Below are 23340 nucleotides of genomic sequence, written 5' to 3'. Positions count from 1 at the left end.
TTGAGCATAATAGATATTATCATAGTGGTCATTTTGGGCCTAGGAGCCTTTGAAGGATTTCGAAAAGGATTTCTTCTTGGGGTTCTTGGCCTTTTTGGTTTTGTGATTGCAGTAATTTTAGGAATTTATTTTATGTCGCCAATGAATGACTGGCTGGCCGAAAATATCACAGAATTCAATCTGGGATTCCCGATTTTTGGCTTTATAGTTATTTTTATTCTTACCATGATTATAATCAGAACTGTGGGGTGGATCCTGAAACAGCTTATGGACATGGTACTCTTAGGGCCATTGGATGCTACGGTGGGAGCAATTTTTGGAGTAGTGAAAGCCGCATTCTTCATCAGTCTATTTTTCTGGCTCTCCAGTTTATTCAAATTGGAAATACCTAAAAAATGGACGGCTGACTCTGACATGCTTTATTTCATTGAGCCTATAGCTCCGGGAATTGTAGCTGTGGTAGAGCCAATATTACCCAGTATGGAAGAAAGCCTGCAGAAGTTGGATGAGGTAGTGGAGAAAATCAAAGATGCTACTACTGATTGATAATTTTGATTCTTTCAGTCACATGCTGGCTGATTTGCTGAGACAGACGGGCGAAGAGTTATTGGTGCTTCGCAATGTTGTCTCGCTGGAGGAAATCAAGAAGCTGAAATTTGATGGGTTGGTCTTATCCCCTGGGCCAGGAATACCCTCTCAAGCAGGGAATTTAATGGAGATTTTGGCATACTATCATGATAAAGTTCCTGTGCTGGGAGTTTGTCTGGGACATCAGGCTATCGGTGAATTTTTTGGAGCAAAGCTGAAAAAGAATGTGGTGCCTACTCACGGAAAAGTGCATACAGTAAGAAAGGTAAGTCCACATGCATTGACGGCATCATTACCTAATAATTTTCAGGTAACTCGATATCATTCTTTGCAATTAGAAGATTTGCCAGAGGAACTCGAAGTGATTTTGGAGACGGAATCTGGAGAGGTAATGGGAATCGTACACCGAGATCTCCCGATTCTAGGCATCCAATACCACCCAGAAGCATACTTGACACAGTTTGGTTTGGAGCTGGTGAAGGGATGGGTGGTAGGAAGAAATGTTGATAGCCATCAATATAGAATCTGATAGTTTACGATAGTTGTCTTAACCAAAACCTATCAGGTTTAGCTATTACCTTTATAATTGGTTTATCATCAGAATCGGATACTTCCTCTAGTGACTGATAGAATTATAGTTCACGTCTTTTGCGAAGCTCTTGAAAAATCAATTATTCAACTCCTCCGAAATTCTTACCTTTGCCACTGATTATGAAAAAGAAGCCATTCACAGTTGTCTATGAGGACAACCACCTGTTGATAGTAAATAAAGCTGCAGGCATATTGGTGCAGGGAGATAAGACTGGGGACAAGACCTTGACCGATTACCTCAAAGAGTACATTGCCAAGAAGTACGATAAACCTGGCGCTGTATTTTTACACCCGATTCACAGACTGGATCGCCCGGTAAGTGGATTGGTTGCTTTTGCCCGTACATCCAAAGGACTGGAGCGTATGATGGAGCTTTTCCGCAAGCGAGAGATTCATAAAGTTTATTGGGCTTTGGTGAAAAGAAAGCCAAGAGAAGAAACTGGCAAATTGACACATTATTTGGTAAAGGATGAGCAGAAAAATGTAGTGACTGCTCATGATAAGGAAGTACCAGGTTCACAGAAGGCTGAGTTGAATTATAAGACGCTAGGCTTTATGAACGACCATTGGCTGATTGAAGTGCGTCCAGTTTCGGGTCGTCCGCATCAGATTCGTGTGCAATTGGCATCTATGGGTTGCCCGATCCGTGGGGATATCAAGTACGGTTTCGCAAAACCAAATCCAGACGCAAGCATCAACCTGCATGCTTTCAATTTGATATTTGTACATCCGATCAAAAAGGAAAAGCTATACTTAAGAGCCGCTGTACCAGAGGAGGAATTCTGGGAGCAATTCCTTGAATTCGAAAGCATAAAGACAAAGGACCAGCATTTGGATAATTCGTTTAGCGGGTAAAGAATTTAACCTTTGGGATTTCATTAATCTCGAAGGTTTTTTTATGGGGTTTTTAACCGCTAAGATCACAGAGAGTTACGCAGAGAAGGCGCAGAATTTTTGTGAGTAGTGTGTCAGCTTCAAACTTTCATGTAAAGGAATTTCTGCACATCTGCTTTTCTGCATGTAGGAAATATAAAGTATCATAGGATTTGGTCATTCCGAGCTATCGGAACTAGCGAATTCGCCAGTCCGGTCTGCCCGACGGTGCGGGTCACCCGTCTTCGGTCTATTGATGTAAAAAATATATCTACCGGCTTCCTTGCAGACAATCGTTTAAATCATTTATAGAATTGGTTAACTTTTGAACATGAAATACATCATACTCTTTTTGATTGCATCATTGTTTGCAGCATGCTCAAGCGAGCAAAAACCGAAAACCATCTACATCGTCCGTCATGCCGAAAAGCAACTGACAGGTGATGATCCTGAACTTTCTGTCGCGGGAAATGTCAGAGCACAGAAGCTGGCGCAAATCTTAGCTGATAAAGAGATTACCCATATTTTTAGCACTGTCTATAAGAGAACCCGGTTGACCGCAACTTCCACCGCAAATGAAGCTGGTGTGGAAATCGAAACTTACGATCCCAAAAATCATGATGCACTTGTGGAGCTGCTTCGAGATTTGGAAGGAAATATCTTGATCGTCGGCCATAGCAACACAGTGGGGCAGGTTGCCAATTATTTTGTGGGGGATGGAGAGAAATATGGGGATCTCGAGGATTCAGAATACAATTACATCTATGTGGTTACTTTAGAGAAGGAGGGTACTTCCTCTGTGGTGAGAAAAACGTATAAGGATTATTAATTTCTAACTGGATAATAGATTCTCAGCCGATTCATTTTACTCTTTCCCAATTTTTTCCCTACCTTAAAAATGTATTTTAATCACTATGAATCGTCAAGAAAACCTTAATCAATTACAAGACACAACTAAAATATGGGATATCGCCGTCATTGGCGGTGGATCATCAGGCCTCGGAGTAGCTTTAGATGCGATATCCAGAGGCCTTTCAGTTGTCCTTTTTGAAAAAGCTGATTTTGCCAAAGGCACATCCAGTCGCAGCACCAAACTTCTCCATGGAGGCGTGAGATATCTTGCACAAGGAGACGTGGGGTTAGTATTCGAGGCGCTTAAAGAGAGGGGGAAATTACTGCAAAATGCTCCGCATCTCGCGCATGATCAGCCTTTTATTATCCCCATTTACACCTGGAAAGATCGATTGATGTATAGCGTTGGACTGAAACTTTACGATTGGATGGCTGGTCGATTGAGCCTGGGTAAGTCTGAATTTATCTCAAAAGAAGAAACCCTCAAACGAATGCCGGGTCTGAAATCTCAAGGACTCTACGGTGGCGTCGTCTATCATGACGGACAGTTTGACGATGCTAGACTTGCGCTGAATATCGCTCAGTCAGCAGATGAAGCCGGCACCTGCGTATTGAATTATGTGAGTGTGAATAATTTGGTGAAAAACGAATCCGGTAAAATCACAGGATTGCAGGTTTCGGATAAGCTCTCCAGCAAAAAATATGAAGTGAATGCCAAAATGGTGGTGAATGCCACAGGGGTATTTGCAGATAAAATCCTGCAAATGGATAATCCGGAGGCTGCAAGAATGATTCAGCCGAGTCAGGGAATTCATTTGGTATTGGATCTTGACTTTTTGGGTGGGAATGACGCATTGATGATCCCAAAAACCAGAGATGGAAGAGTGCTTTTTGCAGTTCCGTGGCACGGTAAGCTGGTAGTAGGCACAACTGATACACTTCGTGAAAAACCAAAATTAGAACCAGAAGCACTTCAGAAGGAGATAGATTTTGTATTGGAGACTGCCTCCGGGTATTTGGCTAAAAAGCCCACAAGAGCGGATGTGAGATCCGTTTACGCAGGTCTGAGGCCTCTAGCCAGACCCAAAGAAGGAAGCACTAAAACCAAAGAAATTTCTCGCTCCCATAAGGTGATTTTGTCAGAAAGCGGCCTAGTTACTTTAACTGGAGGCAAGTGGACTACCTTCCGAAAAATGGGAGAAGATACGGTAGAATATTTCTCCAAAGTCACCGGTGAAAAGCTGAAGGAAAGTAAATCACTGGATATGAAAATCCATGGTTCTACTTCCCGTATCCCTGAGGGACATTGGGGGATTTATGGTTTTGATGCCAAACCTATCCAAGATTTAACAAAGGAGAACAAAGCCTGGGAGGCTAAGTTGCATCCGGACTTTCCCAATATAGAAGCCGAAGTAATCTGGGCGGTAAGAGAGGAGATGGCGATGAAAGTAGAAGATACGCTGGCGAGGAGAATCCGGATGCTTTTTCTAGATGCCCAAGCGGCCATTGACACTGCGCCAAAAGTAGCTAAGTTGATGGCTCAGGAAATGGGAAAAGATGAAGTATGGATAGCATCGGAATTGGCTGACTTCAACAAAATAGCTTCGAAATATTTGATTAAAAATAACCCAAAATGAACCAAAATAAGCAGTACATCATGGCTCTAGATCAAGGTACGACCAGTTCTAGAGCTATTCTTTTTGATAAAAAGGGCAAGATAGTTTCCATCGCCCAGAAGGATTTTAAGCAACATTTCCCCAAGGCAGGCTGGGTAGAGCATGATCCTGAAGAAATCTGGACTTCACAGTCTTCTGTGATGATCGAATCGCTAGTCAATAAAAAAATCAAAGCTGATCAGGTTGCGGCTATAGGCATCACGAATCAGCGGGAAACTACGATCGTATGGGACAGAAACACAGGCAAGGCCATCTACAATGCCATTGTCTGGCAAGATCGCCGAACTGCCGGCTACTGCAATGAACTGAAAGAAAAGGGGCATGCAGAAATGGTAGTTTCTAAGACAGGTCTGATCATAGACGCTTACTTTTCTGCCACCAAGATCAAATGGATTCTCGATAATGTAGATGGCGCAAGAAAAAGAGCTGAAGCTGGAGAGCTTGCATTTGGGACGGTGGATTCTTGGTTGATTTGGAACCTTACTTCTGGTAAGACCCACATCACGGATGTCACGAATGCTAGTCGTACCATGCTTTTCAATATTCACTCGCTGGAATGGGATCAGGAATTGTTGGATTTGTTTGAGATTCCTACATCGCTATTACCAGAAGTTAAGTCATGCAGTGAGGTATATTGTGAGACGGCAGGGGACGTTTTGAGAGTAAAAATCCCAATTGCTGGCATCGCGGGAGATCAGCAGGCAGCACTTTTTGGGCAGCTATGTACCAAGCCTGGAATGGCGAAAACTACGTATGGCACGGGTTGCTTTTTAGTCATGAATACGGGCAAAGAGGCAGTGCGATCCGAAAATAAACTGCTCACTACTATAGCCTGGAAGATTGGAGATGAAATCAATTATGCATTGGAAGGCTCCGTCTTTATCGGTGGAGCTGCGATTCAATGGCTGAGAGATGGATTAGAGCTTTTTGACCATGCCCGAGAAAGTGAGCACTTAGCCGAAAGCTTAGAGAATAATGACGGAGTATATTTTGTGCCGGCACTTTCTGGCTTGGGCGCTCCACATTGGGATCAAGATGCCCGTGGTGCTTTTTTTGGAATCACTCGTGGAACAACTAAAGCGCACATGGCCAGAGCAGCTTTGGAAGCTATAGCTTACCAAGTGTACGACGTCCTAAAAGCGATGGAAAAAGACAGCAGCAAGACCACAAAAGAGCTTCGAGTGGATGGTGGAGCAACAGCTAACAGCTTCTTGATGCAGTTTCAGGCAGATCTATTGGATTGCGAAATCAAGCGACCGGAGATTATTGAAACTACTGCAATTGGTGCGGCATTTCTAGCGGGTCTGGCAGTTGGATTTTGGAAGGATCAGGAAGAAATTAACTCGCTATGGAATGCGGACAAAAGCTTTGTCCCACAAATGGAAAAGTCTGAACAGGAGAAATTGATACATTTTTGGCATAAAGCGGTAGAACGCTCTAAAAACTGGGTAGAACTATGAATGCATACCTTGCAGAATTAATTGGAACAGGCCTATTGTTATTGTTGGGCTCTGGAGTTGTCGCCAATATGCTATTACCAAAAACCAAAGGAAATGGTGGAGGTATAATGGAAATCAGTACAGCTTGGGCTTTGGCAGTTTTTGTAGGTGTAGTGGTCGCTGGCCCGTATAGTGGAGCGCATCTGAATCCTGCGGTGACTGTTGGCTTGGCATTGACAGGACAATTCGAATGGGCGTTGGCGCCTGGTTACATCATTGCTCAGGTGCTGGGTGCTATGATCGGTGTAGGCATAGCCTGGTTAGTTTATAAAGATCACTATGATGCTTCAGATGATGCTGGCACAAAAGCAGGTCCATTTGGGACATCACCAGCCATTCGAAATTTACCTTTGAACTTCTTCTCGGAAGTGGTAGGGACATTTGTATTAATCTTAGTGATTTTGTACAACGATGGAGTCGAAATCGGAGATACCAGCAATACACCTATTGGTATGGGTTCTTTAGGAGCGATTCCAGTGGCTTTTTTGGTATGGGTAATTGGGCTGTCATTGGGAGGAACCACAGGCTATGCCATCAACCCAGCCCGGGATTTCGGCCCAAGGCTGATGCATTCTATTCTGCCAATTAAGGACAAAGGAAGCTCGGATTGGAGCTATGCTTGGGTTCCGATTTTAGGTCCATGCGTTGGTGCGGCTTTAGCGGCGGGCCTGTTCTTGGTGGCAGGATCATAAGGAACTTTGAGTCGTGGAATTGGAGTTTTACGTTTGACTGGAAAATCAGTAAATTAGAAAGGGCATTTTAAGAATTATCGACATGAATATCGAGCAGAAGAAAATTGAATTGATTCAATGAATCACGGAGTTGGAGGATGAAGAGCTACTGCAGAGCATTAATGAATTGAAATCAAAGACGCTTTCGAAAGAGGATCAGGGCTTGTTGAAGATTCTTAAGTTATCCAGTGAATCAACAGCTTTGACTCCTCACACTTCAGTAAGAGAATTGCTAAATCGAAAATGAGCCCCGCTCCAGTTATATAGTCGGATGAAGCTATTCAATCGTTGAATGATTGCGTAGAATTTTTGGGAAAAGCTTGGAATGAAACGATCATTAATGATTTTCTTAATTTATTGGATGAAAAAGTTAGTCTGATCAGTTTAAATCCAAGACCAGGAGAAAAAGTATTTCACACAGAATTCAGGAAAGCATTTGTTCACAAAACTGTATCAATTTATTACAAAGAGAACGATCAAGGAATAAGAATTCTTTTGCTTTGGGACAATAGTCAAAACCCAGAAAATCTCTATCAAAAGCTTGCTTCAAGTTCAAAATCGAAACCCTTATATAAAATTCTATTCTGGTAAGTTTGGTGATCGGAATCACTAAAAATACGTCTTTTGGTGATTACGATCACCAAACGTTATGTTGAGTACAAAAAAGCCTGAAATCTTTACAGATCTCAGGCTTTAATTTTTAGATGTTCAACGGGCAGAATTCTACTTTAAAATCTCTCTGGCAATCACCATTTTCTGGATTTCTGAAGTGCCTTCTCCAATAGTGCACAACTTAGAATCACGGTAGAATTTTTCCACTGGATAGTCTTTTGTAAACCCATACCCTCCGAAAATCTGCACCGCTTCATTGGACACGGAAACAGCTACTTCAGAAGAAAAATATTTTGCTTGAGCTCCAGCCAAAGTCACTTTTTCCCCACGGTTTTTCAAATCCGCAGCTTTAAAAATCAACAAACTCGAAGCCTCCACCTGAGTAGCCATATCAGCCAGTTTGAAAGAAATACCCTGGAATGAGCTGATCGGCTTATTGAATTGATGTCGCTCCTTGGAGTATTGAATAGATGCTTCCAAAGCTCCTTCTGCTATGCCTTGTCCCAATGCAGCGATAGAAATTCTGCCGCCATCCAGGATTTTCATGGATTGGATAAAGCCATCACCGACTTTTCCCAGCACTTGACTATCTGGAATAATGCAATCGTCGAAAAGCATCTCGGCAGTTTCCGAAGCACGCATGCCCAGCTTGTCTTCTTTTCTTCCTCCTTTAAAACCTGGAGTGCCGCGCTCTACAATAAAAGCGGTCATTCCATGCGAATCACCGATTTCACCAGTTCTTGCAATTACTACTGCAACATCGCCAGATACGCCATGCGTGATGAAATTTTTTGCTCCGTTGATGATCCAGCTATCTCCTTCTTTCTTGGCTACAGTTCGCATATTTCCAGCATCCGAACCTGTATTTGGCTCTGTTAATCCCCAAGCGCCAAGCCATTCGCAGGTAGCAAGTTTGGGTAGGTATTTTTTCTTTTGCTCCTCAGAGCCAAAAGCCATAATGTGGCCAGAACAAAGGGAGTTGTGAGCCGCCATAGAAAGTCCAACAGAGGGATCAAGCTTAGAAAGCTCCACAATCGCCGTCACGTATTCCATATAACCGAATCCTGATCCTCCGAATTCGGTAGGGATCAAAACTCCCATCAGACCGAGTTCGCCGAGTTTTTTGAAAAGTTCTAGTGGGAAGTGGGATCTATCATCCCAGTCCTTGCGGAAGGGTGTAATTTCTTTGGCTCCAAAATCACGAATCATCTGCGCGATCATTCGTTGATTTTCATTTTGTGTAAAGTTTAACATATGGATATTTGGGTTCATTCCTCTATATAAGCCCTAAGATTCAGAAATAGTTTGGATTCAACAAATCGTAGAAATCCATAGTATATTTTTATTTTAGTTCTTTCTCGATCAAATAAAGAAGTATTCTGGTGTATGATTTTAGTATTCTAGCTTCCTTTATAATCTCTGCCCACTTTTAATTACATTTTTCGAGAGAAAGATTTTTGATTTATTTCCAGCCAAATCAATTGTTTAGGCTCTAAGAGTAAGCGTGCAGAAGAAATTGTAGGAAATTTATAGGTTCAATGTAAAAAGGGGTAAAAGCATTTCAGCCACATATTTATTTCAAAGAAAATAGTGTGATAATTAAAAGTGTGCCTAAACAAACAGAAGTTTTGGTTCAAACAGAAATCATAAGGGTACATGAAGGGCTAAGCAATCAAGTAGGAAGGTTCTGCCAAATCAAGGAAAAAACGCAAGAACAGCTTGACCTGATCAAGCTGCTGGTGGAAGCTATGAAGAAGAAGTCTGAAGAATGAACGTTACCAATTAATTGGTTCTTTACCCAGATACTTTTCGGCAATCGGCAGATAATATGCTTTCATATCATCCAAATCATAGATTTTCGGAGACTTGGTGTATAAGTCATACTGGTTGAAATCTAGAATCCATTCCTTGTATTGTGCATCTACTGGGCCTTCAAACTGTGAATAACTTCCGCCATTGTGCCAAGGATAAAAAGAATGATAGCGCACCATCACCATTCCAGCTTCAGGGATGGTGTTTGTTGGATGGTTTTTCAATACCTGATAAAAATACTCATCGTGTCCCCAGGCTAGCTGCAAGTTGTCCAAACCGCAGCCGCTTTCATAAATCCCCATTTCTGTATTGTAGCGCGGGTCTTTCATGTCTGGGTTCAACTCATTAAACTCAGGATAGACGCAGGTGTCAGGCAATTTTGAACCAACCACAAAAACATCACCGACTAATCCCCATTGCTCCGCTTGACTCGTACCGTCTTCATCGCTTCCAAATAAATACATCACTTTTCCCAGATCGTGAATCAAACCTACCAACTGCATCCAGTCAGGACGATTATCATGTCGCAAAGCCTCCGCAGACTGAATCAAATGCTGCACATTTGGCAAATCAAGATCGGGATCACTCACATCAATCAGTGCATTGAGCTTTTCCATCGCATCCCAAAGGTTCATAGGCTTGTCAAACTTAAGGTACTTAGACTTCATCTGTTGGACATAGTCATAAGTCTGATACATGCGCATTTTCTTGTAATGCTCACGCACAGCAGCCTTTATATCGACGTGATTGTAGTTTCTGAATTCCTTTTCTGTAGTCTCCATAGTATTAAGCGATTGAGCCTAAAATTACATAAATAATTACTGTGATTGCAATCAAAATCCATCCAAGTGTAGTGGCATATTTCCAGGGGATAATATTCAGCTTACCGGAGTCAACCATCACAAAAGGAGTTTTAACTGGGTATTGAGCTGACACCAGATGCATCACGATCAGATTGAGGATAAATTCTATTCCCCAGATGTGGACAAAATGGATGTTGACTTGGATGATCAAATCCATTAAAATGTAGAATCCAAGACCGAAGACCAATCCGGCTTTGGCTCCTGCTGCAGATACTTTTGGGAAAAAGAATCCGGCAATAATCACTGTTGCCATCGGAATAAAGAAGATCCCGTTCAGCTGCTGCAGAAGTTGATAAAGACCGGCTGGAGCATTGGCCACAAATGGAGCCACTAGAATTGCTGCCAAAGCTAGAATCGCAGACGTCCATTTCCCCACCTTTACCAGCTGACCTTCTTTAGCAGTTTTGTTGAAATAGACTTTGAAAATATCCAAGCTGAAAATAGTAGCAGCGCTGTTTAGTGCACTATTGAATGTGCTCAAAATCGCTCCCATAATCACGGCTACAAAAAATCCTGTCATCCAAGTTGGAAGCACACGCTTGACCAGCTCTGGATAGACGCTGTCTTGCGAATCGAACAGCGTATCGCCGAAATAATAGAAACCAATAATCCCCGGAAGCACGATCACCAGCGGGATTAATATTTTCAAAATCCCTGTAAACAACAAACCCTTTTGTGCTTCCTTCAAGCTCACTGCTCCCAAGGCTCGCTGCACGATGGATTGGTGCATGGTCCAGAAATAAAGTTGATTGATGATCAAGCCGGTGAAAAGCACCTCGAAAGGTAAAATGGAATCTCTTGATCCTGGCCCGATGGATGGCTCTTTACTGATTACGTTGAATTTTTCGGGAGCGTTATTAAATACTTTCGTGAGGCCTGTGATGATATTTCCATCTCCGATATCCCAAAGTGCAAAAATAGGAACGAGTAGTCCTGCGATAAGCAGTCCAAAACCATTGATCGTATCTGTGTAAACGACCATTTTCAGCCCTCCAAAAATAGCATACACTGCTCCGATCACGCCAACTACCACTACGGTAAGCCAAATTCCTTCTGATTGAGAAATTCCGAGCGTCTCAGAAATCCCAAAAATTGACTCAATATTGATTGCCCCGGTGTATAGCACAATTGGCAAAAGCGTCACTACAAAAGAGATGATCAGCAGCATGGAAATAAGCGCCTGGGTCATTTTATCAAACCTCTTTTCTAAGAACTCAGGGATGGTAGTAAGCCCCATTCGCAGGTATTTTGGAATAAAATACAATGCACCGATCACCAGCGCGATGGCCGAAGTGACTTCCCAAGCAATGATGATCGCTCCATTTTTATAGGCTGAGCCATTCATTCCTACGAGATGCTCGGTAGAAATATTGGTGAGCAGCATCGATCCAGCGATGACTACGCCGGTCAGACTTCTACCGCCTAAGAAATAACCGTCTTGGGTTTGAAGGTTTTGTTTGCGCAGCATCCACGTAGAGTAGATTGCTACAAAGCCTGTGAAGGCTAAGAAACTGAAAAGTGTAAGCAATTATTTTGAGTTGAATGGGTTTGTCAAAATTGTATTCGGGAAAATAGGAAATTAGAATTTCTGCGGCAACAAAAGATTCTCCTCCCAGCAGTATTCTTCTTTGAGAGATGAAGACGAGGGGAACAAAGACTCCTAAAATTTTCTTATTTTTCACTTTGAATTCCAATAGCTACCAGCAAACTAATTCTTGTTATGAAGACCATTTCTTTAGTATTTCTCAGTTTTCTACTCTCAATTTTCAGCTTTGCTCAAGATGTTACTGGCAAATGGAACGGTGCCCTGAAAGTTCAGGGTATTGAACTTCGATTGGTATTTAATGTGAAGCAAACTGAAAGTGGCTTTAGTGCTACAATGGACAGTCCGGATCAGGGTGCATTTGGGATTCCTGCGACTTCAACAAGCTTCGAAAATGGCACGTTGAAAATCGCGATCACCAATGCGAATATTAAATACGAAGGAACTTTGGGCGATGACAATATAATCATCGGGGTTTTCAATCAAGCTGGCCAATCTTTCCCGATGAATCTGTCGAGAGAGGAAATTGAAAAAGCTGTCTCCAAAAGACCTCAGGAACCTACAAAACCTTTTCCGTATCGTTCGGAAGATGTGATTTTTGAAAATAAACAAGCGGAAATACTGCTTGCCGGTACGCTGACTTTACCTGAGCAAACAGGGGTGTTTCCAGCTGTAGTGCTGATTTCAGGAAGCGGGCCACAGAATCGCGACGAGGAATTGATGGGACATAAACCCTTTCTGGTCTTGTCGGATTACCTGACCAAAAATGGCATTGCAGTATTGCGCTTTGATGATCGCGGTACCGCGGCTTCCACAGGGGATTTCGGCGCAGCCACCTCCGTGGATTTTGCTACGGATGTAGCTTCGGCAGTGCAGTATTTGCAATCAAGACCAGAGATAGACAAAAGCAAAATCGGCCTTATCGGACATAGCGAAGGTGGTCTTATCGCGCCAATGGTAGCTGGGAATTCCGATGATATTGACTTTATCGTATTGCTCGCGGGTACAGGAATCCGAGGAGACAAGCTACTTCTAGCGCAGCAGGCACTTATCGGAGAGGCAGCTGGCATGAGCCCCAATCAATTGGCAGAAAATGAGTTGATCAGCAAAAAGGCATTTGAAATTATCCTAAAAGAGCAGGGAGAGGAAGAGATGAAGGGAGAAATCAGGAATTACATGACTCAGGTATTCCGGAATATCCCTGCGGGAAATATTCCTGGAGGTATGAGTGAGGAAGAGTTTGTTACCGCTCAAGTGGGACAAATGACCAGCCCTTGGATGCAATATTTCGTCAAATATGACCCTGCACCTGCCTTGGAAAAAGTAAGTTGCCCTGTATTAGCGATCAATGGAGAAAAAGATCTGCAAGTACCACCGAAAGAGAACTTGGAAGCTATCAAAGCAGCCCTAGCAAAAGGCGGAAATACAAATGTGACCACGATGGAATTGCCTGGACTGAATCACTTATTTCAGGAAGCTAAAACTGGTGCCCCAAGCGAATATTCCGAGATTGAGCAGACATTCTCACCGAAAGCGATGGAGGTGGTGTTGGAGTGGATTAAGGAGAGGGTGAAGTGATTCTAGTGATAATTGATGAGTAACTCAGTTTTGCCAAAAGTGTAAAAGTCAAAACAAACTATTATAGAGATCCTGAACTACAAAACGTGACATAAAATGGCTGAATTTTATTCATTAAGCTATATTCGACAATTGCTGAAATTAAAAATTTGAGGATATTTGAGATATTAGTGAAGTTCTTTTTTATAAGATATAAACAATGCGAGATTCATTAGTACAGAAGGAACCAGGATTTATTACCGCTAGAGATTTGTCTTTTGCAGGAATTCTACACGACGTAAAGAAATCAGGAACCAGTTTGCAGCCTATATTTGAAGCTTTTACGAATTCGATAGAAGCTATAAAAATTGGAGTTAATGAAGGTGGGAGAGATAAGGGAAAAATCATTATCTCAATCTTTTCTGAAGAGAAAACTGATCAATCTTTTGAATTCAAATCGTTAACGATAAGAGATAATGGGGTTGGGTTTAATGATGCTGAATTCTCTCGATTCAATACTTTTAAAGATAGTTCAAAAGGGTTTAAAAACCTTGGTTCAGGTAGAGTCCAATATGTTCATTTTTTTGATACTACAACGATTACAAGCGTCTTTTGTCAAGACGAGAATTATTATGAACGAGAGTTTGTTCTGTCCAAAAATAAATATTTTTTAAATAAAAACGCTATTGTAAATCTTAAACACTATAAGATTTCAACAGAAGAACATCCATACACAAAAGTAACATTTTCTAATTTGTTAGAGAAAAGTAATGTGTATAACAACCTGAATGCCGTCATCTTAAAAGATGAGCTAATTAAAAGATATTTACATTTTTTTTGTTTCAACTCTAAGCTTCTACCAAAAATAGAATTGAAATTTTATGTAGGGAATATTTTAAAGGATTCTCAGGAAATTTCAGAAACTGATATTCCTAAATTTGATAAAAAAGAAATAGTAAACGTTTTCTATAGTAAACTCAGTTATGATGCTTCTAAAATTGAAATCCTTGAAAAAAAGGAGGAGCTTGAGGTCACTTCATTTAAAGTGTCAAAAAATTTATTGGATAACAATGATCTTAAACTGATTTCAAAAGGAGAAGTAGTAGAGGGTACAAAAATTAATTTATCTGGAATTTCAAAGGCAGATAACATAAATGGGAATAAGTATTTAATTTTAGTTTCTGGGAATTTCATAGATGAAAGGGATACAAATCTTCGAGGTGAATTGGATATACCTAGAAAACAAGGAAGCAATTCTTTTGATGCCTTCCATTCTGAAACCATTTTTATTGAAGATATTGAAAAAAGTGTTAATGATGGATTATTGAAGCTTTATCCGGAAATTGAAGTAATAAAGAAAAAACATGAAAATGATTTGAAAGAGTTGAAAGAGATGTTTTTTATTGATGATGATAATGAAGTAGAGATTTCCTTTAATGATGATGATAAACGTATTCTTGAAAAGTATTATGAAGCTCAAGCCAAAAAGGAAGCTAAAATTGATGCTAATATTAAAAAATCAATTGATAGATTAGATGATTTAGATACTTCTGCACCTAATTATGAAGAGGAATTAGAAATTGAGATCAATAAATTAGTTAAAGTAATTCCTGAACAAAATAAAAGGACACTAAGTCATTATGTAGCACGGCGCAAATTGGTGCTAGAGCTTTTTCAAAAAATACTTGATAAGAAATTAAAGATTCAGGGTGATGATAGCAGGAATAAGGATGAATCTCTAATTCATAATTTACTATTTCATCAAAAGTCCACTAATTCATATGATAGTGACTTGTGGATAATTAACGAGGATTTTATTTATTTTAGAGGTAATTCCGAATTCAAGTTGAAAGATTTAGAAATTCGAGGAGAAAAAGTTTTCAAAAATAGTTTTGATGAGGAGGAAACACGATATCTAAAGTCTCTTGGTGAAAATAGATTAATTAAAAGACCAGATGTTCTGTTGTTTCCTGAAGAAAGTAAATGTATAATTATCGAGTTTAAATCTCCTTATGTTAATGTTTCCTCCCATCTAACTCAAATTAACACATATGCATCTTTAATAAGAAATTATACTAATGATAATTTTGAGATTAAAACATTTTTTGGGTATCTAATTGGAGAAGGGATTGAGCCTAGAGATGTTCAAGCAGGCGTTACTACTTTTGAACATTCATATAATTTTGATTACCTCTACAGTCCATCGCAAAAAGTCACTGGATTTGATTCTAAAGAAAATGGATCAATTTATACGGAGGTCATTAAGTATTCAACATTATTACAAAGAGCAAAACTCAGAAACAGTATTTTCATGGAAAGATTGGGAATTAAATAAATTGGTGATCATATTTAACCACCTCCTTCTTCCCCTTCAGCCCCACTTTCCACATCGCATTTACCTCTACGGCAAAGGCTCCAAATTCTACGACTACTTTGCCGCGGAGCTTATAGAATCCCTTACCTTGAAATGGAAATCGCTTTAGCGAAGGAGGAAAATGAATGGTGTCCAGCCAGTCGCCTTTGGGGTCTAGGAAAGTCCCAAAGGCCATGTGCTCCCGATTGATCGTGCGCACATCTTTGGTCACTACCAGTTGTCCAAGTACCTCTACATTTTTTCCCAGCAAGCCTGGAAGCTGCTCGGCGAAGATGGTTCCTTTGCCATCATGCGCACAGAGGCGAAACATATCCGTGAGCGCAAAGCCCAGCACATTGATCTCGTCAATCGCGTCTTCCAGTGGATAATCAGGGAAATCCGGTAGCGTGAAATCCATTGCCGGTTCTTTGAAAAGCGCAGGAGAATCGGGAATAGCAGTCAGCCGTTTTTGGGCGAAGTTGGCTTTCCACAGCAGTTTCTTTTTTCCCAAACCCGTAAATGAAAATGCTCCCACGCTGATCAGTATGTTCAACTGCTCCGGTCCGGAATGCGTGCGCTCGATGAAGTCTTCCAAACTGAGGTAGGGGCCATTATTTTCTCGTTCTTCGAGAATCAGCGTGCAGAGTTTTGATTCAAGTTGCTGGACATGGATGAGTCCTACGAAAACCTGCTTTCCGCTGATGTTGGTGAGGTATTCACTGCGATTGACGCAAGGCGGATTTACCTGGGCTCCCGTGCGCTTGAGTTCGTGGAAATAGAACTCCGTACTGTAAAACCCACCGAAATTGTTGATCACGGCCACCATAAATTCCATGGGAAAATAGGTCTTCAAGTAAAGACTCTGATAGCTTTCCACGGCAAAGGATGCCGAGTGGGCCTTGGAAAAGGAATAGCCACCGAAGGATTCCATCTGCCTCCAAACTTCCGCTGCGACGGTGTCATCATGCCCAAGTTTCTTGCAGTTTGCAAAGTATTTTTCCCGAATCTCATTGAACTTATTATGCGAGCGATACTTGCCGGACATGGCTCGGCGCAAGATGTCGGCTTCGCCCATATCCAGGCCGGCGAAGTGATGCGCCACCTTGATCACATCCTCTTGATAGACCATCACGCCATAAGTTTCCTCCAGCAGTTCCTTCATTTTGGGGTGGAGGTAGACGACTTTTTTCGGATCGTGAAAGCGCTCGATGTACTGCTTCATCATGCCTGATTGCGCCACGCCGGGACGAATGATAGAGCTGGCAGCAACCAGACGGAGGTAATCGTCACATTTGAGTTTGGTGAGGAGCTGCCGCATGGCTGGACTTTCGATGTAAAAGCAGCCAATCGTATCCGCTTTGCGAATCTGGCTCGCGACTTTGGGATCGCACATAAATTCCTCTACTCGGTGAATGTCGATGTCGATTCCCCGGTTTTTCTTCACCAGTCCAATGGCTTCCTTAATATGCCCCAATCCGCGCTGACTGAGGATGTCGAGTTTGAATAAGCCGATTTTCTCTGCCAAAAACATATCGATTTGAGCGGTGCAAAAGCCTTTCGGAGGCATTTCATTTACAGTGTATTGGTAGATAGGCTTTTCGGAAATCAACATTCCACCAGGATGGATGGAATGATGATTGGGAAAATTCTCCAGCAGTTGTCCGTATTTCAGAATGGTACGCTGGATTTTGTCCTCGTTCATCGGCTGATCTTTGCCACGCACGAGTTGGTCGATTTCTTCTTTTGGCAGGCCAAAAACCTTCCCCAGTTCACGGATTACCGCTCTCCGCTGGAACGTGCTGTACATTCCGAGTAGCGATACGTGGTCTTTGCCGTAGCGCTTGAAAATATAATCGATGACCTCATCCCTATCTTTCCAGGAGAAGTCCATGTCAAAATCCGGTGGGGAAGTTCGGTGTGGATTCAGAAATCGCTCGAAGTATAGATCGAGTTTGATGGGATCCACATCTGTGATTTTCAGGCAATAGGCTACGATGGAATTAGCTCCGCTGCCTCGACCTACGTAGTAAAAACCACGGTTTTGGGCATAGCGGATCACGTCCCAGACGATCAGAAAGTAGGCGTTGAAATTCAGTTGGTCGATGATCTTCAGTTCTTTGATCACACGGGCTTTCGCTTCAGGATTGTTTCCGTAGCGATACTGAAGTCCTTCCATGGCGAGCTTTTCCAGCAAAATCCGGTCGTCTTCCTTGCTCGCGCTGTAATGCTTTTTGTTTTTATCGGTATGAAGTTCTGTCTTCAGCTCGCACTGATCGATCAGCTGAAGTGTGTTGCTGATCATGCCGGGAAAATTCCGAAAGGCACTCATCAGTGCTGCTTCCGGGACAAATAGTTCGTCTGGAGAGGCAAAGTCTTTTTCCCCCAGTTTACTGATCAGCGTGTTTTTGCCGATGGCACGAAGCAAGCGATGCAGGTTGAAGGCGGTTTTGTCCTTAAAAGTCACCGGATGTCGGATGATCCATTTCTTGGGAAAAGCTTCGACTTCCTCCTTTTTGACACGGTTCAGTTGGCTTGCCAATACGCCGATGAATTCATTTTTCTGTAGATTTTGCGCAGCAAAACTCCCAACGGGATAGACCATGAAAACCTCTGAAAAACAAGTTGGACGTTCAGGAAAAGCTAATTCCTGCTGCAGGTGCTCAGATAAAAATCGGTTGATTTCCGATAGTCCAGCATCACTTTTTGCCAATAGTGTATAGCAGAAAATATCCTCATTTCGGATTTCAGCGCCCACCAGCGGTTTGATTTTCTTTTCCCTACAGAAATCAACAAAATCCCACATGTCCGCCGTGCTGTTGATATTGCAGAGGCCAAGGGAAGATAGCCCACGCTCGGCCGCGGCATCCACGATCGCCTCAGTGCTGAAGGTGCCGTAGCGATAGCTGAACCAGGATTTACAATGGATAAACATCTTAAGCGGAGGTTAGGGTGATAGCTCGGGTTAGACTTTTTTCGCCATAGCGATTTTTGATCCAATCGATGGCTTGGTATAAACTCACGCCTTCTTCGGTGTCCTGAAAAAGATCGATTTGCTGGTTTCCCTGCACGAGATGACTGACTTTCACTCCGACAAGGCGCACGAGCATTCTCTTTTCATAGAGCTTCGCAAAGAGTTCCTTGGCTCGCTGAAGGAGCACTTCGTCCGAACTGGTGTAGGAGATCACGCACTGACGGCTGACGGTGTCGAAATTAGCATAGCGAAGCTTCACCGTGATGCAACCACAGAGCTTGTGTTTTTGGCGAAGCTCAAAGCCTACTTTCTCCGTCATTCGCACCAATTGACTATTAAGAAAAGCCATGTCTATCGTGTCTGATTCAAAGGTGTTTTCTGTTCCGATACTCTTTTGCTCGGTGTAGGGAATGACCGGTGATTCGTCGATGCCATTGGCTTTTCGGGAAAGATCGATGCCCGATTTTCCCAATAGATTTTGCATCATTCGGGGAGGGATTTCACTGAGTAGTTTGATGTTTTCCACGCCCATCCGCTCCAGCAGTGTGGAGGTTTTTTCTCCTACTCCCGGCATTCTTCGGATGGGAAGTGGTGCGAGGTAACCTTTTTCTCCACCAAAAGGAATGGTCGTCTGTCCATTGGGTTTAGCATCATGAGTGGCCACTTTGGAGATGAGTTTGTTTACTGCCAAAGCGCATGAAATCGGTAATCCTGATTCTCGGACTATCTTTTCCCGCAGTTCTTTGGTGAATTTTTCACAACCAAAAAAGCGATCCATTCCCGTCATATCGATGTAAAATTCATCTATCGAAGCTTTTTCCATCAGCGGAACTTGCTCCTGAATCACCTCGGTGACTAGACGCGAACTCTTACTGTAGCTGTCGTAATCGCCTTTGATATACATAGCCGAAGGGCAAAGCCTGCGCGCCAGCTTCATCGGCATGGCAGAATGCACGCCGAATTTCCGTGCTTCGTAACTGCACGAAGCCACCACGCCCCGGTCGGTGCTGCCACCGATGATGACGGGTTTACCATTGAGGGCACTGTTTTTCAACCGCTCCACGGACACAAAAAACGTGTCCAAATCCAAATGCACGATATGCCTTTCCATTTCTCAGATTACTTGCTATATTTGATATTATTAGTATCATTTTATTGTCATTAATTGTATCGAATAAAAATGGGAAGTCAAAGCTTTTTCTGGGCGGGCAATCTGAAATTTCTCAGAAAGCGACGCAAATTGAGTCAGGACATGCTAGCTGAAAATCTTGGCATGACCCGTGCCAAGCTAAATGCACATGAAAATGGGCATAGCAAGTCGCCGGCAATCGAGGATTTGCTGCTGTGTGCGGATTATTTCAGGATGAGTGTGGATACGCTGCTTCGGGTAGATCTGTCGAAGATCAGCGAACTGAAAATCCGTGATCTGGAAGCTGGAAATGATGTGTTTCTTAGCGGATCGAAAGTTCGGATTCTCGCCACCACGGTGAGTTCAAGTAATGAGGACAACATCGAGCTGGTGCCGATCAAGGCGAAAGCAGGTTATCTAGGTGGCTTTGGAGATCCAGAGTATTTGAGCACACTTCCTGTTTTCAATCTCCCCAATCTCCCAAAAGACAAAAAGTACCGTATGTTTCAAACCGAAGGAGATAGCATGCTGCCGATTGCGGATGGAGCTTATGTGATTGGCTCGTACTTGTCCGAATGGCGACTTGCAAAAGAAACTCCCTGCGTGGTGGTGACGGCAAGCGAAGGGATCAGTTTTAAGATGTTGAGCTTCCAGGCCGAGGAAAGAAACTTTTTGCTACGCTCGCTGAATCCAGTTTATGCGCCTTATAAAGTCCCAGCGGAAGAGATTCGTGAGATCTGGAAGTTTGAATATTATATGAGTGATGAGTTTCCGCAGGAGCCACTGACGCTGCAGCAAGTGGGGATTGAGATCTCGGAGATTAACAGGAAGTTGGGGTTGTTGCAGGGAGGTAATCTTTGAGGTATCCCCTGAGCGAATAATGGTCACCCTGAGCGAAGTCGAAGGGTCTCCTCGAAGGTTTTGGATTCTGATGATTTGTTTCTCGCAATGTATTTCTCGCAACGACGCGGCGGTTTTAGCCTTTGCCATTTTTTTTGAGCCTCGTATGTTTTGAATGAAAGTCTCCCGCTCCCGACAGCTGTACTGGAGACGCAAAGGGTTTGTACTTGAAGCTATCAAGATTGAAGGATTTTACATTTGATTTTTTCCACCGCAGAGTGGCAAAGTATATCGCAGAGGATCAAATACAGATAATTCAGGACGTTTCAGGTCTTGTTAGAAAGCATAAAAATACCCTTTTTGGCGGAATACCCTAGTGTGGGGGTAGGCTTTGAAAGTTGAGAAGAAAGATTCGCTGAATAGGGAGGAAATCGCTATTTCACCTTCTTTATCAACAATGAATCAATTTCCAAAGCCTTGACGAAATTCGCTTTCAGTTCCGCTTCATTTTCCGATTGGAATGTGATATCATACTTTACAAATGGTTCTGTGACTAACATGGAATCTAATATCTCTGGCCCTGCGTAGCCAATTACATCTTGCAGATTCATATTGGTAATAGTTAATACATTACCATTTGGCTTGTATTGACCAGAGTTTGAGTTGAGGAAAGGTATTCTTTTCCATTCGAGATGGTACTCATCTGAAATCACCTCTCCAGGCTCTTCTGATATCCCAAAATGCAAGTGTCCTAAAAATAACAAGCTAACCACAAGATTCCATCCGCCATGTAGTATAAAAGCCCAAATGATGGATTTATTAATAATAACCCAACTAAAAAGTAACCCTAATGAGAATGATACTCCTAAAAATGGGATCCAAGACCAAGTGATATTAGCATTAAAAGGTAAATGGTGCAAGCTGAAAAATAGAGATGAAACTATGATTAAAATATCTAGTAGAGCATCAAATTTATATACTTTATACAAAGCATAAATAGAATATATAACCAATACTAAGATAAATATGATAGTATCCCAACCTGCTACAAATAAGCTTATTGGGGTAAGAAGAAGAAAAATACCTTGTAATATTTTGCTTTTTGTCAGAAACCCTCGAAAACGAATCTCTTCAATTAGCGGAGCAACCAAAACGGGAAATATGAATGAACTCAAATAAAAACTCTTAAAACTTGATTGCTCTATATCAGTTAGCGGAGGTGTTAGCTGAAAAAAAACAATAAAGAAAAGAACCAGTGAAAGCAATACGCTTCCACTGATTAGTAACCACTTTTTTTTATTCATATATCTAATAGATTATTCAGGCAATTGACATGATACTTCACAAGAAGAGCCAAACCATCCATCTGATAATTTTAATTCCGCTACTCCGCCAGAGTTTGCACAGTTATTTAGTGCCAAGGCACAATTACTATCAAAATTATCCCCCAATTGATCCAATATAGAATCTAATATTTTTTCAAAGACATAAATATAACATAAAACACAAGCTACATCTGTTCTAGAATTAGCTGAACCTAATGAATCGTTTGGTGGAATTACGAAATTAAGATTTTCAAGTTTTAACCCATTACTCAGTTCTACATCAAATGATATAGTACCAGATTTTGATTCATCTACGTTTACAAATTTTAAATACTCACCCGTCAATTCGTTTTCGATTATGAAGCTATCCTCTGTAAGCCTATAATTTTCTCGCTGATAGTCAGGCTTAATATTTAACGATTCAGTATCATACAAAAACTCATATTTTCTAGAGTTTCCAGCAAATTTGGTAATTGTTCCCTTAGAATTTTCATTAAAGATATAGGTCTTTTCACCGATTCTAAGTACGCCTTGGTTATCATTCTCTAAGGCTTGAGTAAGATCATCATTTGGGATAATTTCCGTTTGATCTAATTCACATGCGGAGGCAAAGTATGCTAAGCATACAACTGCCACTAGTTTAATTGTTTTCATTGTTTTTTAAAAGTTTTAGAGTTGTTGATTGTTTTAAAAGTCTTCAGCGCATTGAACTTAAACCTAATATATCCTAGCCTTATTTATAAAACCAAATTCTAGTTTAAAAATCTTCAAAAGATTTAATTAATAAGCTGATATTCAGGTATTTTATTTTTAGTTCAAGGCATAATTCTATTTGTAACACGTTATAATTCAATTAATTAACATTTTGTAAAAAGTTGATTTCAAACTGCATAATTTTACGTTTGAAAAGCCAAAAACATAAAAAACCGAACTTTTCAGGTGTTTTTTGATAACTGAATTCTCCAATGCTCAAGAACCCTTGGAGAGTTGCTACCACTATTTACAGCTAATCCACACTTCTCTTTACAAATGCATTCAAGTCTTTACCCGTTTATACGCCTATCAAGTGCCGGAAGAAGAGGTTCAGGAGATCTGGAAATTTGATATATTATTTCTCACCATGTATTTCTCGCGGCGACGCGGCGGCGCAGCGAAGGTTTTGGATTCTGATGATTTATTTCTCGCAACGGCGCAGCGACGCAACGGTTTTGGGTAGAATATTAAATCTCCTGCTCCCGACAGCTGTACGGGGAGGCGCGGCGGCGCAATTTTTTGAGGATATTCTTTTCCATACTGATCATGCCTTTGGCACTCTTTGGTTACGACTTTCATCATAAACCCAGAATTGCATTCTGGGCTTTTACAGGCCTTGCCGTTGGCAAGGATCTAGGGATTTCAATAATTGATCAGTGTTCCAATGGGCACTGAAACCCAACAAGCTTAATTGACTAAAACCAGTATTCACAGTAATTTATCAGTGACGCAGGCCTTGTGCCAACGGTACAACCAATAATAGCCCCGAATA

The 23340-nt window shown here is 41.7% G+C and carries 20 protein-coding genes; 12 read left to right on the top strand and 8 right to left on the bottom strand.

The features are described from left to right. The 8 genes from BVH04_RS00295 to BVH04_RS26520 all read left to right on the top strand — a co-directional run bounded on the left by BVH04_RS00295 (position 1) and on the right by BVH04_RS26520 (position 7401). Positions 1–546: a CvpA family protein gene (locus tag BVH04_RS00295; RefSeq protein WP_086539342.1), complete on the top strand. Its 546-nt coding sequence runs from the start codon at positions 1–3 to the stop codon at positions 544–546. After that, positions 530–1117: an anthranilate synthase component II gene (locus BVH04_RS00290; RefSeq protein ID WP_086539341.1), complete on the top strand. Its 588-nt coding sequence runs from the start codon at positions 530–532 to the stop codon at positions 1115–1117. Before BVH04_RS00295 ends, BVH04_RS00290 begins: the two co-directional genes overlap by 17 nt. A 182-nt stretch (positions 1118–1299) precedes the next feature. Further along, positions 1300–2034 (top strand): RluA family pseudouridine synthase, encoded by a 735-nt coding sequence (locus BVH04_RS00285; RefSeq protein ID WP_086539340.1) that lies wholly within the window; start codon positions 1300–1302, stop codon positions 2032–2034. A gap of 349 nt (positions 2035–2383) precedes the next feature. Next, positions 2384–2881: a phosphoglycerate mutase family protein gene (locus BVH04_RS00280; RefSeq protein ID WP_086539339.1), complete on the top strand. Its 498-nt coding sequence runs from the start codon at positions 2384–2386 to the stop codon at positions 2879–2881. Positions 2882–2966: 85 nt separating this feature from the next. After that, the gene (locus tag BVH04_RS00275) at positions 2967–4541 is read left to right on the top strand and encodes a glycerol-3-phosphate dehydrogenase/oxidase (RefSeq protein ID WP_086539338.1); all 1575 of its coding nucleotides are present in this window, start codon (positions 2967–2969) and stop codon (positions 4539–4541) included. Next, a complete protein-coding gene (gene glpK / locus BVH04_RS00270; RefSeq protein WP_086539337.1) occupies positions 4538–6040 on the top strand; it encodes a glycerol kinase GlpK in 1503 nt (500 codons plus the stop codon). Before BVH04_RS00275 ends, glpK begins: the two co-directional genes overlap by 4 nt. Further along, complete coding sequence (locus BVH04_RS00265) at positions 6037–6771, top strand: MIP/aquaporin family protein (RefSeq protein WP_086539336.1); 735 nt, start codon at positions 6037–6039, stop codon at positions 6769–6771. Before glpK ends, BVH04_RS00265 begins: the two co-directional genes overlap by 4 nt. A gap of 318 nt (positions 6772–7089) precedes the next feature. Next, on the top strand, positions 7090–7401 hold the full coding sequence (locus tag BVH04_RS26520) for a type II toxin-antitoxin system RelE/ParE family toxin (protein ID WP_116116423.1): 312 nt from the start codon (positions 7090–7092) through the stop codon (positions 7399–7401). Between the two features lie 132 nt (positions 7402–7533). On the opposite strand, the gene BVH04_RS00255 is transcribed toward BVH04_RS26520, so the two are convergent. Continuing rightward, on the bottom strand, positions 7534–8676 hold the full coding sequence (locus BVH04_RS00255) for an acyl-CoA dehydrogenase family protein (protein WP_086539497.1): 1143 nt from the start codon (positions 8674–8676) through the stop codon (positions 7534–7536). Positions 8677–9029: 353 nt separating this feature from the next. Between BVH04_RS00255 and BVH04_RS25330 the strand changes: the two genes are divergently transcribed. Next, entirely contained in the window at positions 9030–9194 is a 165-nt protein-coding gene (locus tag BVH04_RS25330) for a hypothetical protein (protein WP_169714330.1), read from the top strand. 3 nt (positions 9195–9197) lie between these two features. Here the strand turns inward: BVH04_RS25330 and BVH04_RS00250 are convergent, their stop codons facing one another. Next, positions 9198–10016: an inositol oxygenase family protein gene (locus tag BVH04_RS00250; protein ID WP_086539334.1), complete on the bottom strand. Its 819-nt coding sequence runs from the start codon at positions 10014–10016 to the stop codon at positions 9198–9200. Positions 10017–10020: 4 nt separating this feature from the next. After that, positions 10021–11625 (bottom strand): solute:sodium symporter family transporter, encoded by a 1605-nt coding sequence (locus tag BVH04_RS00245; protein ID WP_086539333.1) that lies wholly within the window; start codon positions 11623–11625, stop codon positions 10021–10023. Between the two features lie 192 nt (positions 11626–11817). Here BVH04_RS00245 and BVH04_RS00240 point away from each other — a divergent pair, with 192 nt between their 5' ends. Both BVH04_RS00240 and BVH04_RS00235 read left to right on the top strand, forming a co-directional pair. Beyond that, a complete protein-coding gene (locus BVH04_RS00240; RefSeq protein ID WP_086539332.1) occupies positions 11818–13218 on the top strand; it encodes an alpha/beta hydrolase family protein in 1401 nt (466 codons plus the stop codon). 199 nt (positions 13219–13417) lie between these two features. Continuing rightward, positions 13418–15532, top strand: coding sequence for an ATP-binding protein (locus BVH04_RS00235; RefSeq protein WP_086539331.1), 2115 nt, complete (start codon positions 13418–13420; stop codon positions 15530–15532). On the opposite strand, the gene BVH04_RS00230 is transcribed toward BVH04_RS00235, so the two are convergent. Next, positions 15525–18482, bottom strand: a complete 2958-nt coding sequence (locus tag BVH04_RS00230) for a DNA polymerase III subunit alpha (RefSeq protein WP_086539330.1) — start codon at positions 18480–18482, stop codon at positions 15525–15527. The genes BVH04_RS00235 and BVH04_RS00230 overlap by 8 nt on opposite strands. Before the next feature lies 1 nt (position 18483). Next, on the bottom strand, positions 18484–19632 hold the full coding sequence (gene dinB / locus BVH04_RS00225) for a DNA polymerase IV (RefSeq protein ID WP_086539329.1): 1149 nt from the start codon (positions 19630–19632) through the stop codon (positions 18484–18486). Between the two features lie 69 nt (positions 19633–19701). Between dinB and BVH04_RS00220 the strand changes: the two genes are divergently transcribed. Then, complete coding sequence (locus BVH04_RS00220; protein WP_086539328.1) at positions 19702–20511, top strand: XRE family transcriptional regulator; 810 nt, start codon at positions 19702–19704, stop codon at positions 20509–20511. 413 nt (positions 20512–20924) lie between these two features. On the opposite strand, the gene BVH04_RS00215 is transcribed toward BVH04_RS00220, so the two are convergent. The 3 genes from BVH04_RS00215 to BVH04_RS24985 all read right to left on the bottom strand — a co-directional run bounded on the left by BVH04_RS00215 (position 20925) and on the right by BVH04_RS24985 (position 23150). Then, positions 20925–21794 carry a CPBP family intramembrane glutamic endopeptidase gene (locus BVH04_RS00215; protein WP_086539327.1) on the bottom strand — a complete coding sequence of 290 codons (870 nt, stop codon included), beginning with the start codon at positions 21792–21794 and terminating at the stop codon, positions 20925–20927. 12 nt (positions 21795–21806) lie between these two features. Further along, positions 21807–22469 (bottom strand): hypothetical protein, encoded by a 663-nt coding sequence (locus tag BVH04_RS00210; protein WP_086539326.1) that lies wholly within the window; start codon positions 22467–22469, stop codon positions 21807–21809. A gap of 429 nt (positions 22470–22898) precedes the next feature. Continuing rightward, on the bottom strand, positions 22899–23150 hold the full coding sequence (locus BVH04_RS24985; protein ID WP_140160493.1) for a hypothetical protein: 252 nt from the start codon (positions 23148–23150) through the stop codon (positions 22899–22901). Between the last annotated feature and the right edge of the window lie 190 nt (positions 23151–23340).

It is taken from the genome of Algoriphagus antarcticus, assembly GCF_002150685.1.
Classification (GTDB): Bacteria; Bacteroidota; Bacteroidia; order Cytophagales; family Cyclobacteriaceae; genus Algoriphagus; species Algoriphagus antarcticus.
The sequence above is the reverse complement of the archived record's forward strand: the minus strand, read 5'-3'. Positions and strand labels throughout refer to the sequence as shown.

Excerpts from the sequence above, each read along its gene's own strand:
- BVH04_RS00285 (WP_086539340.1), top strand. The coding sequence starts at position 1,300 with ATGAAAAAGAAGCCATTCACAGTTGTCTATGAGGACAACCACCTGTTG.
- dinB (WP_086539329.1), bottom strand. The coding sequence starts at position 19,632 with ATGGAAAGGCATATCGTGCATTTGGATTTGGACACGTTTTTTGTGTCC.
- BVH04_RS00215 (WP_086539327.1), bottom strand. The coding sequence starts at position 21,794 with ATGAATAAAAAAAAGTGGTTACTAATCAGTGGAAGCGTATTGCTTTCA.
- BVH04_RS00235 (WP_086539331.1), top strand. The coding sequence starts at position 13,418 with ATGCGAGATTCATTAGTACAGAAGGAACCAGGATTTATTACCGCTAGA.
- glpK (WP_086539337.1), top strand. The coding sequence starts at position 4,538 with ATGAACCAAAATAAGCAGTACATCATGGCTCTAGATCAAGGTACGACC.
- BVH04_RS00290 (WP_086539341.1), top strand. The coding sequence starts at position 530 with ATGCTACTACTGATTGATAATTTTGATTCTTTCAGTCACATGCTGGCT.
- BVH04_RS00220 (WP_086539328.1), top strand. The coding sequence starts at position 19,702 with ATGGGAAGTCAAAGCTTTTTCTGGGCGGGCAATCTGAAATTTCTCAGA.
- BVH04_RS00230 (WP_086539330.1), bottom strand. The coding sequence starts at position 18,482 with ATGTTTATCCATTGTAAATCCTGGTTCAGCTATCGCTACGGCACCTTC.
- BVH04_RS00255 (WP_086539497.1), bottom strand. The coding sequence starts at position 8,676 with ATGTTAAACTTTACACAAAATGAAAATCAACGAATGATCGCGCAGATG.
- BVH04_RS00240 (WP_086539332.1), top strand. The coding sequence starts at position 11,818 with ATGAAGACCATTTCTTTAGTATTTCTCAGTTTTCTACTCTCAATTTTC.
- BVH04_RS00210 (WP_086539326.1), bottom strand. The coding sequence starts at position 22,469 with ATGAAAACAATTAAACTAGTGGCAGTTGTATGCTTAGCATACTTTGCC.
- BVH04_RS00265 (WP_086539336.1), top strand. The coding sequence starts at position 6,037 with ATGAATGCATACCTTGCAGAATTAATTGGAACAGGCCTATTGTTATTG.
- BVH04_RS00280 (WP_086539339.1), top strand. The coding sequence starts at position 2,384 with ATGAAATACATCATACTCTTTTTGATTGCATCATTGTTTGCAGCATGC.
- BVH04_RS24985 (WP_140160493.1), bottom strand. The coding sequence starts at position 23,150 with ATGATGAAAGTCGTAACCAAAGAGTGCCAAAGGCATGATCAGTATGGA.
- BVH04_RS00275 (WP_086539338.1), top strand. The coding sequence starts at position 2,967 with ATGAATCGTCAAGAAAACCTTAATCAATTACAAGACACAACTAAAATA.
- BVH04_RS00250 (WP_086539334.1), bottom strand. The coding sequence starts at position 10,016 with ATGGAGACTACAGAAAAGGAATTCAGAAACTACAATCACGTCGATATA.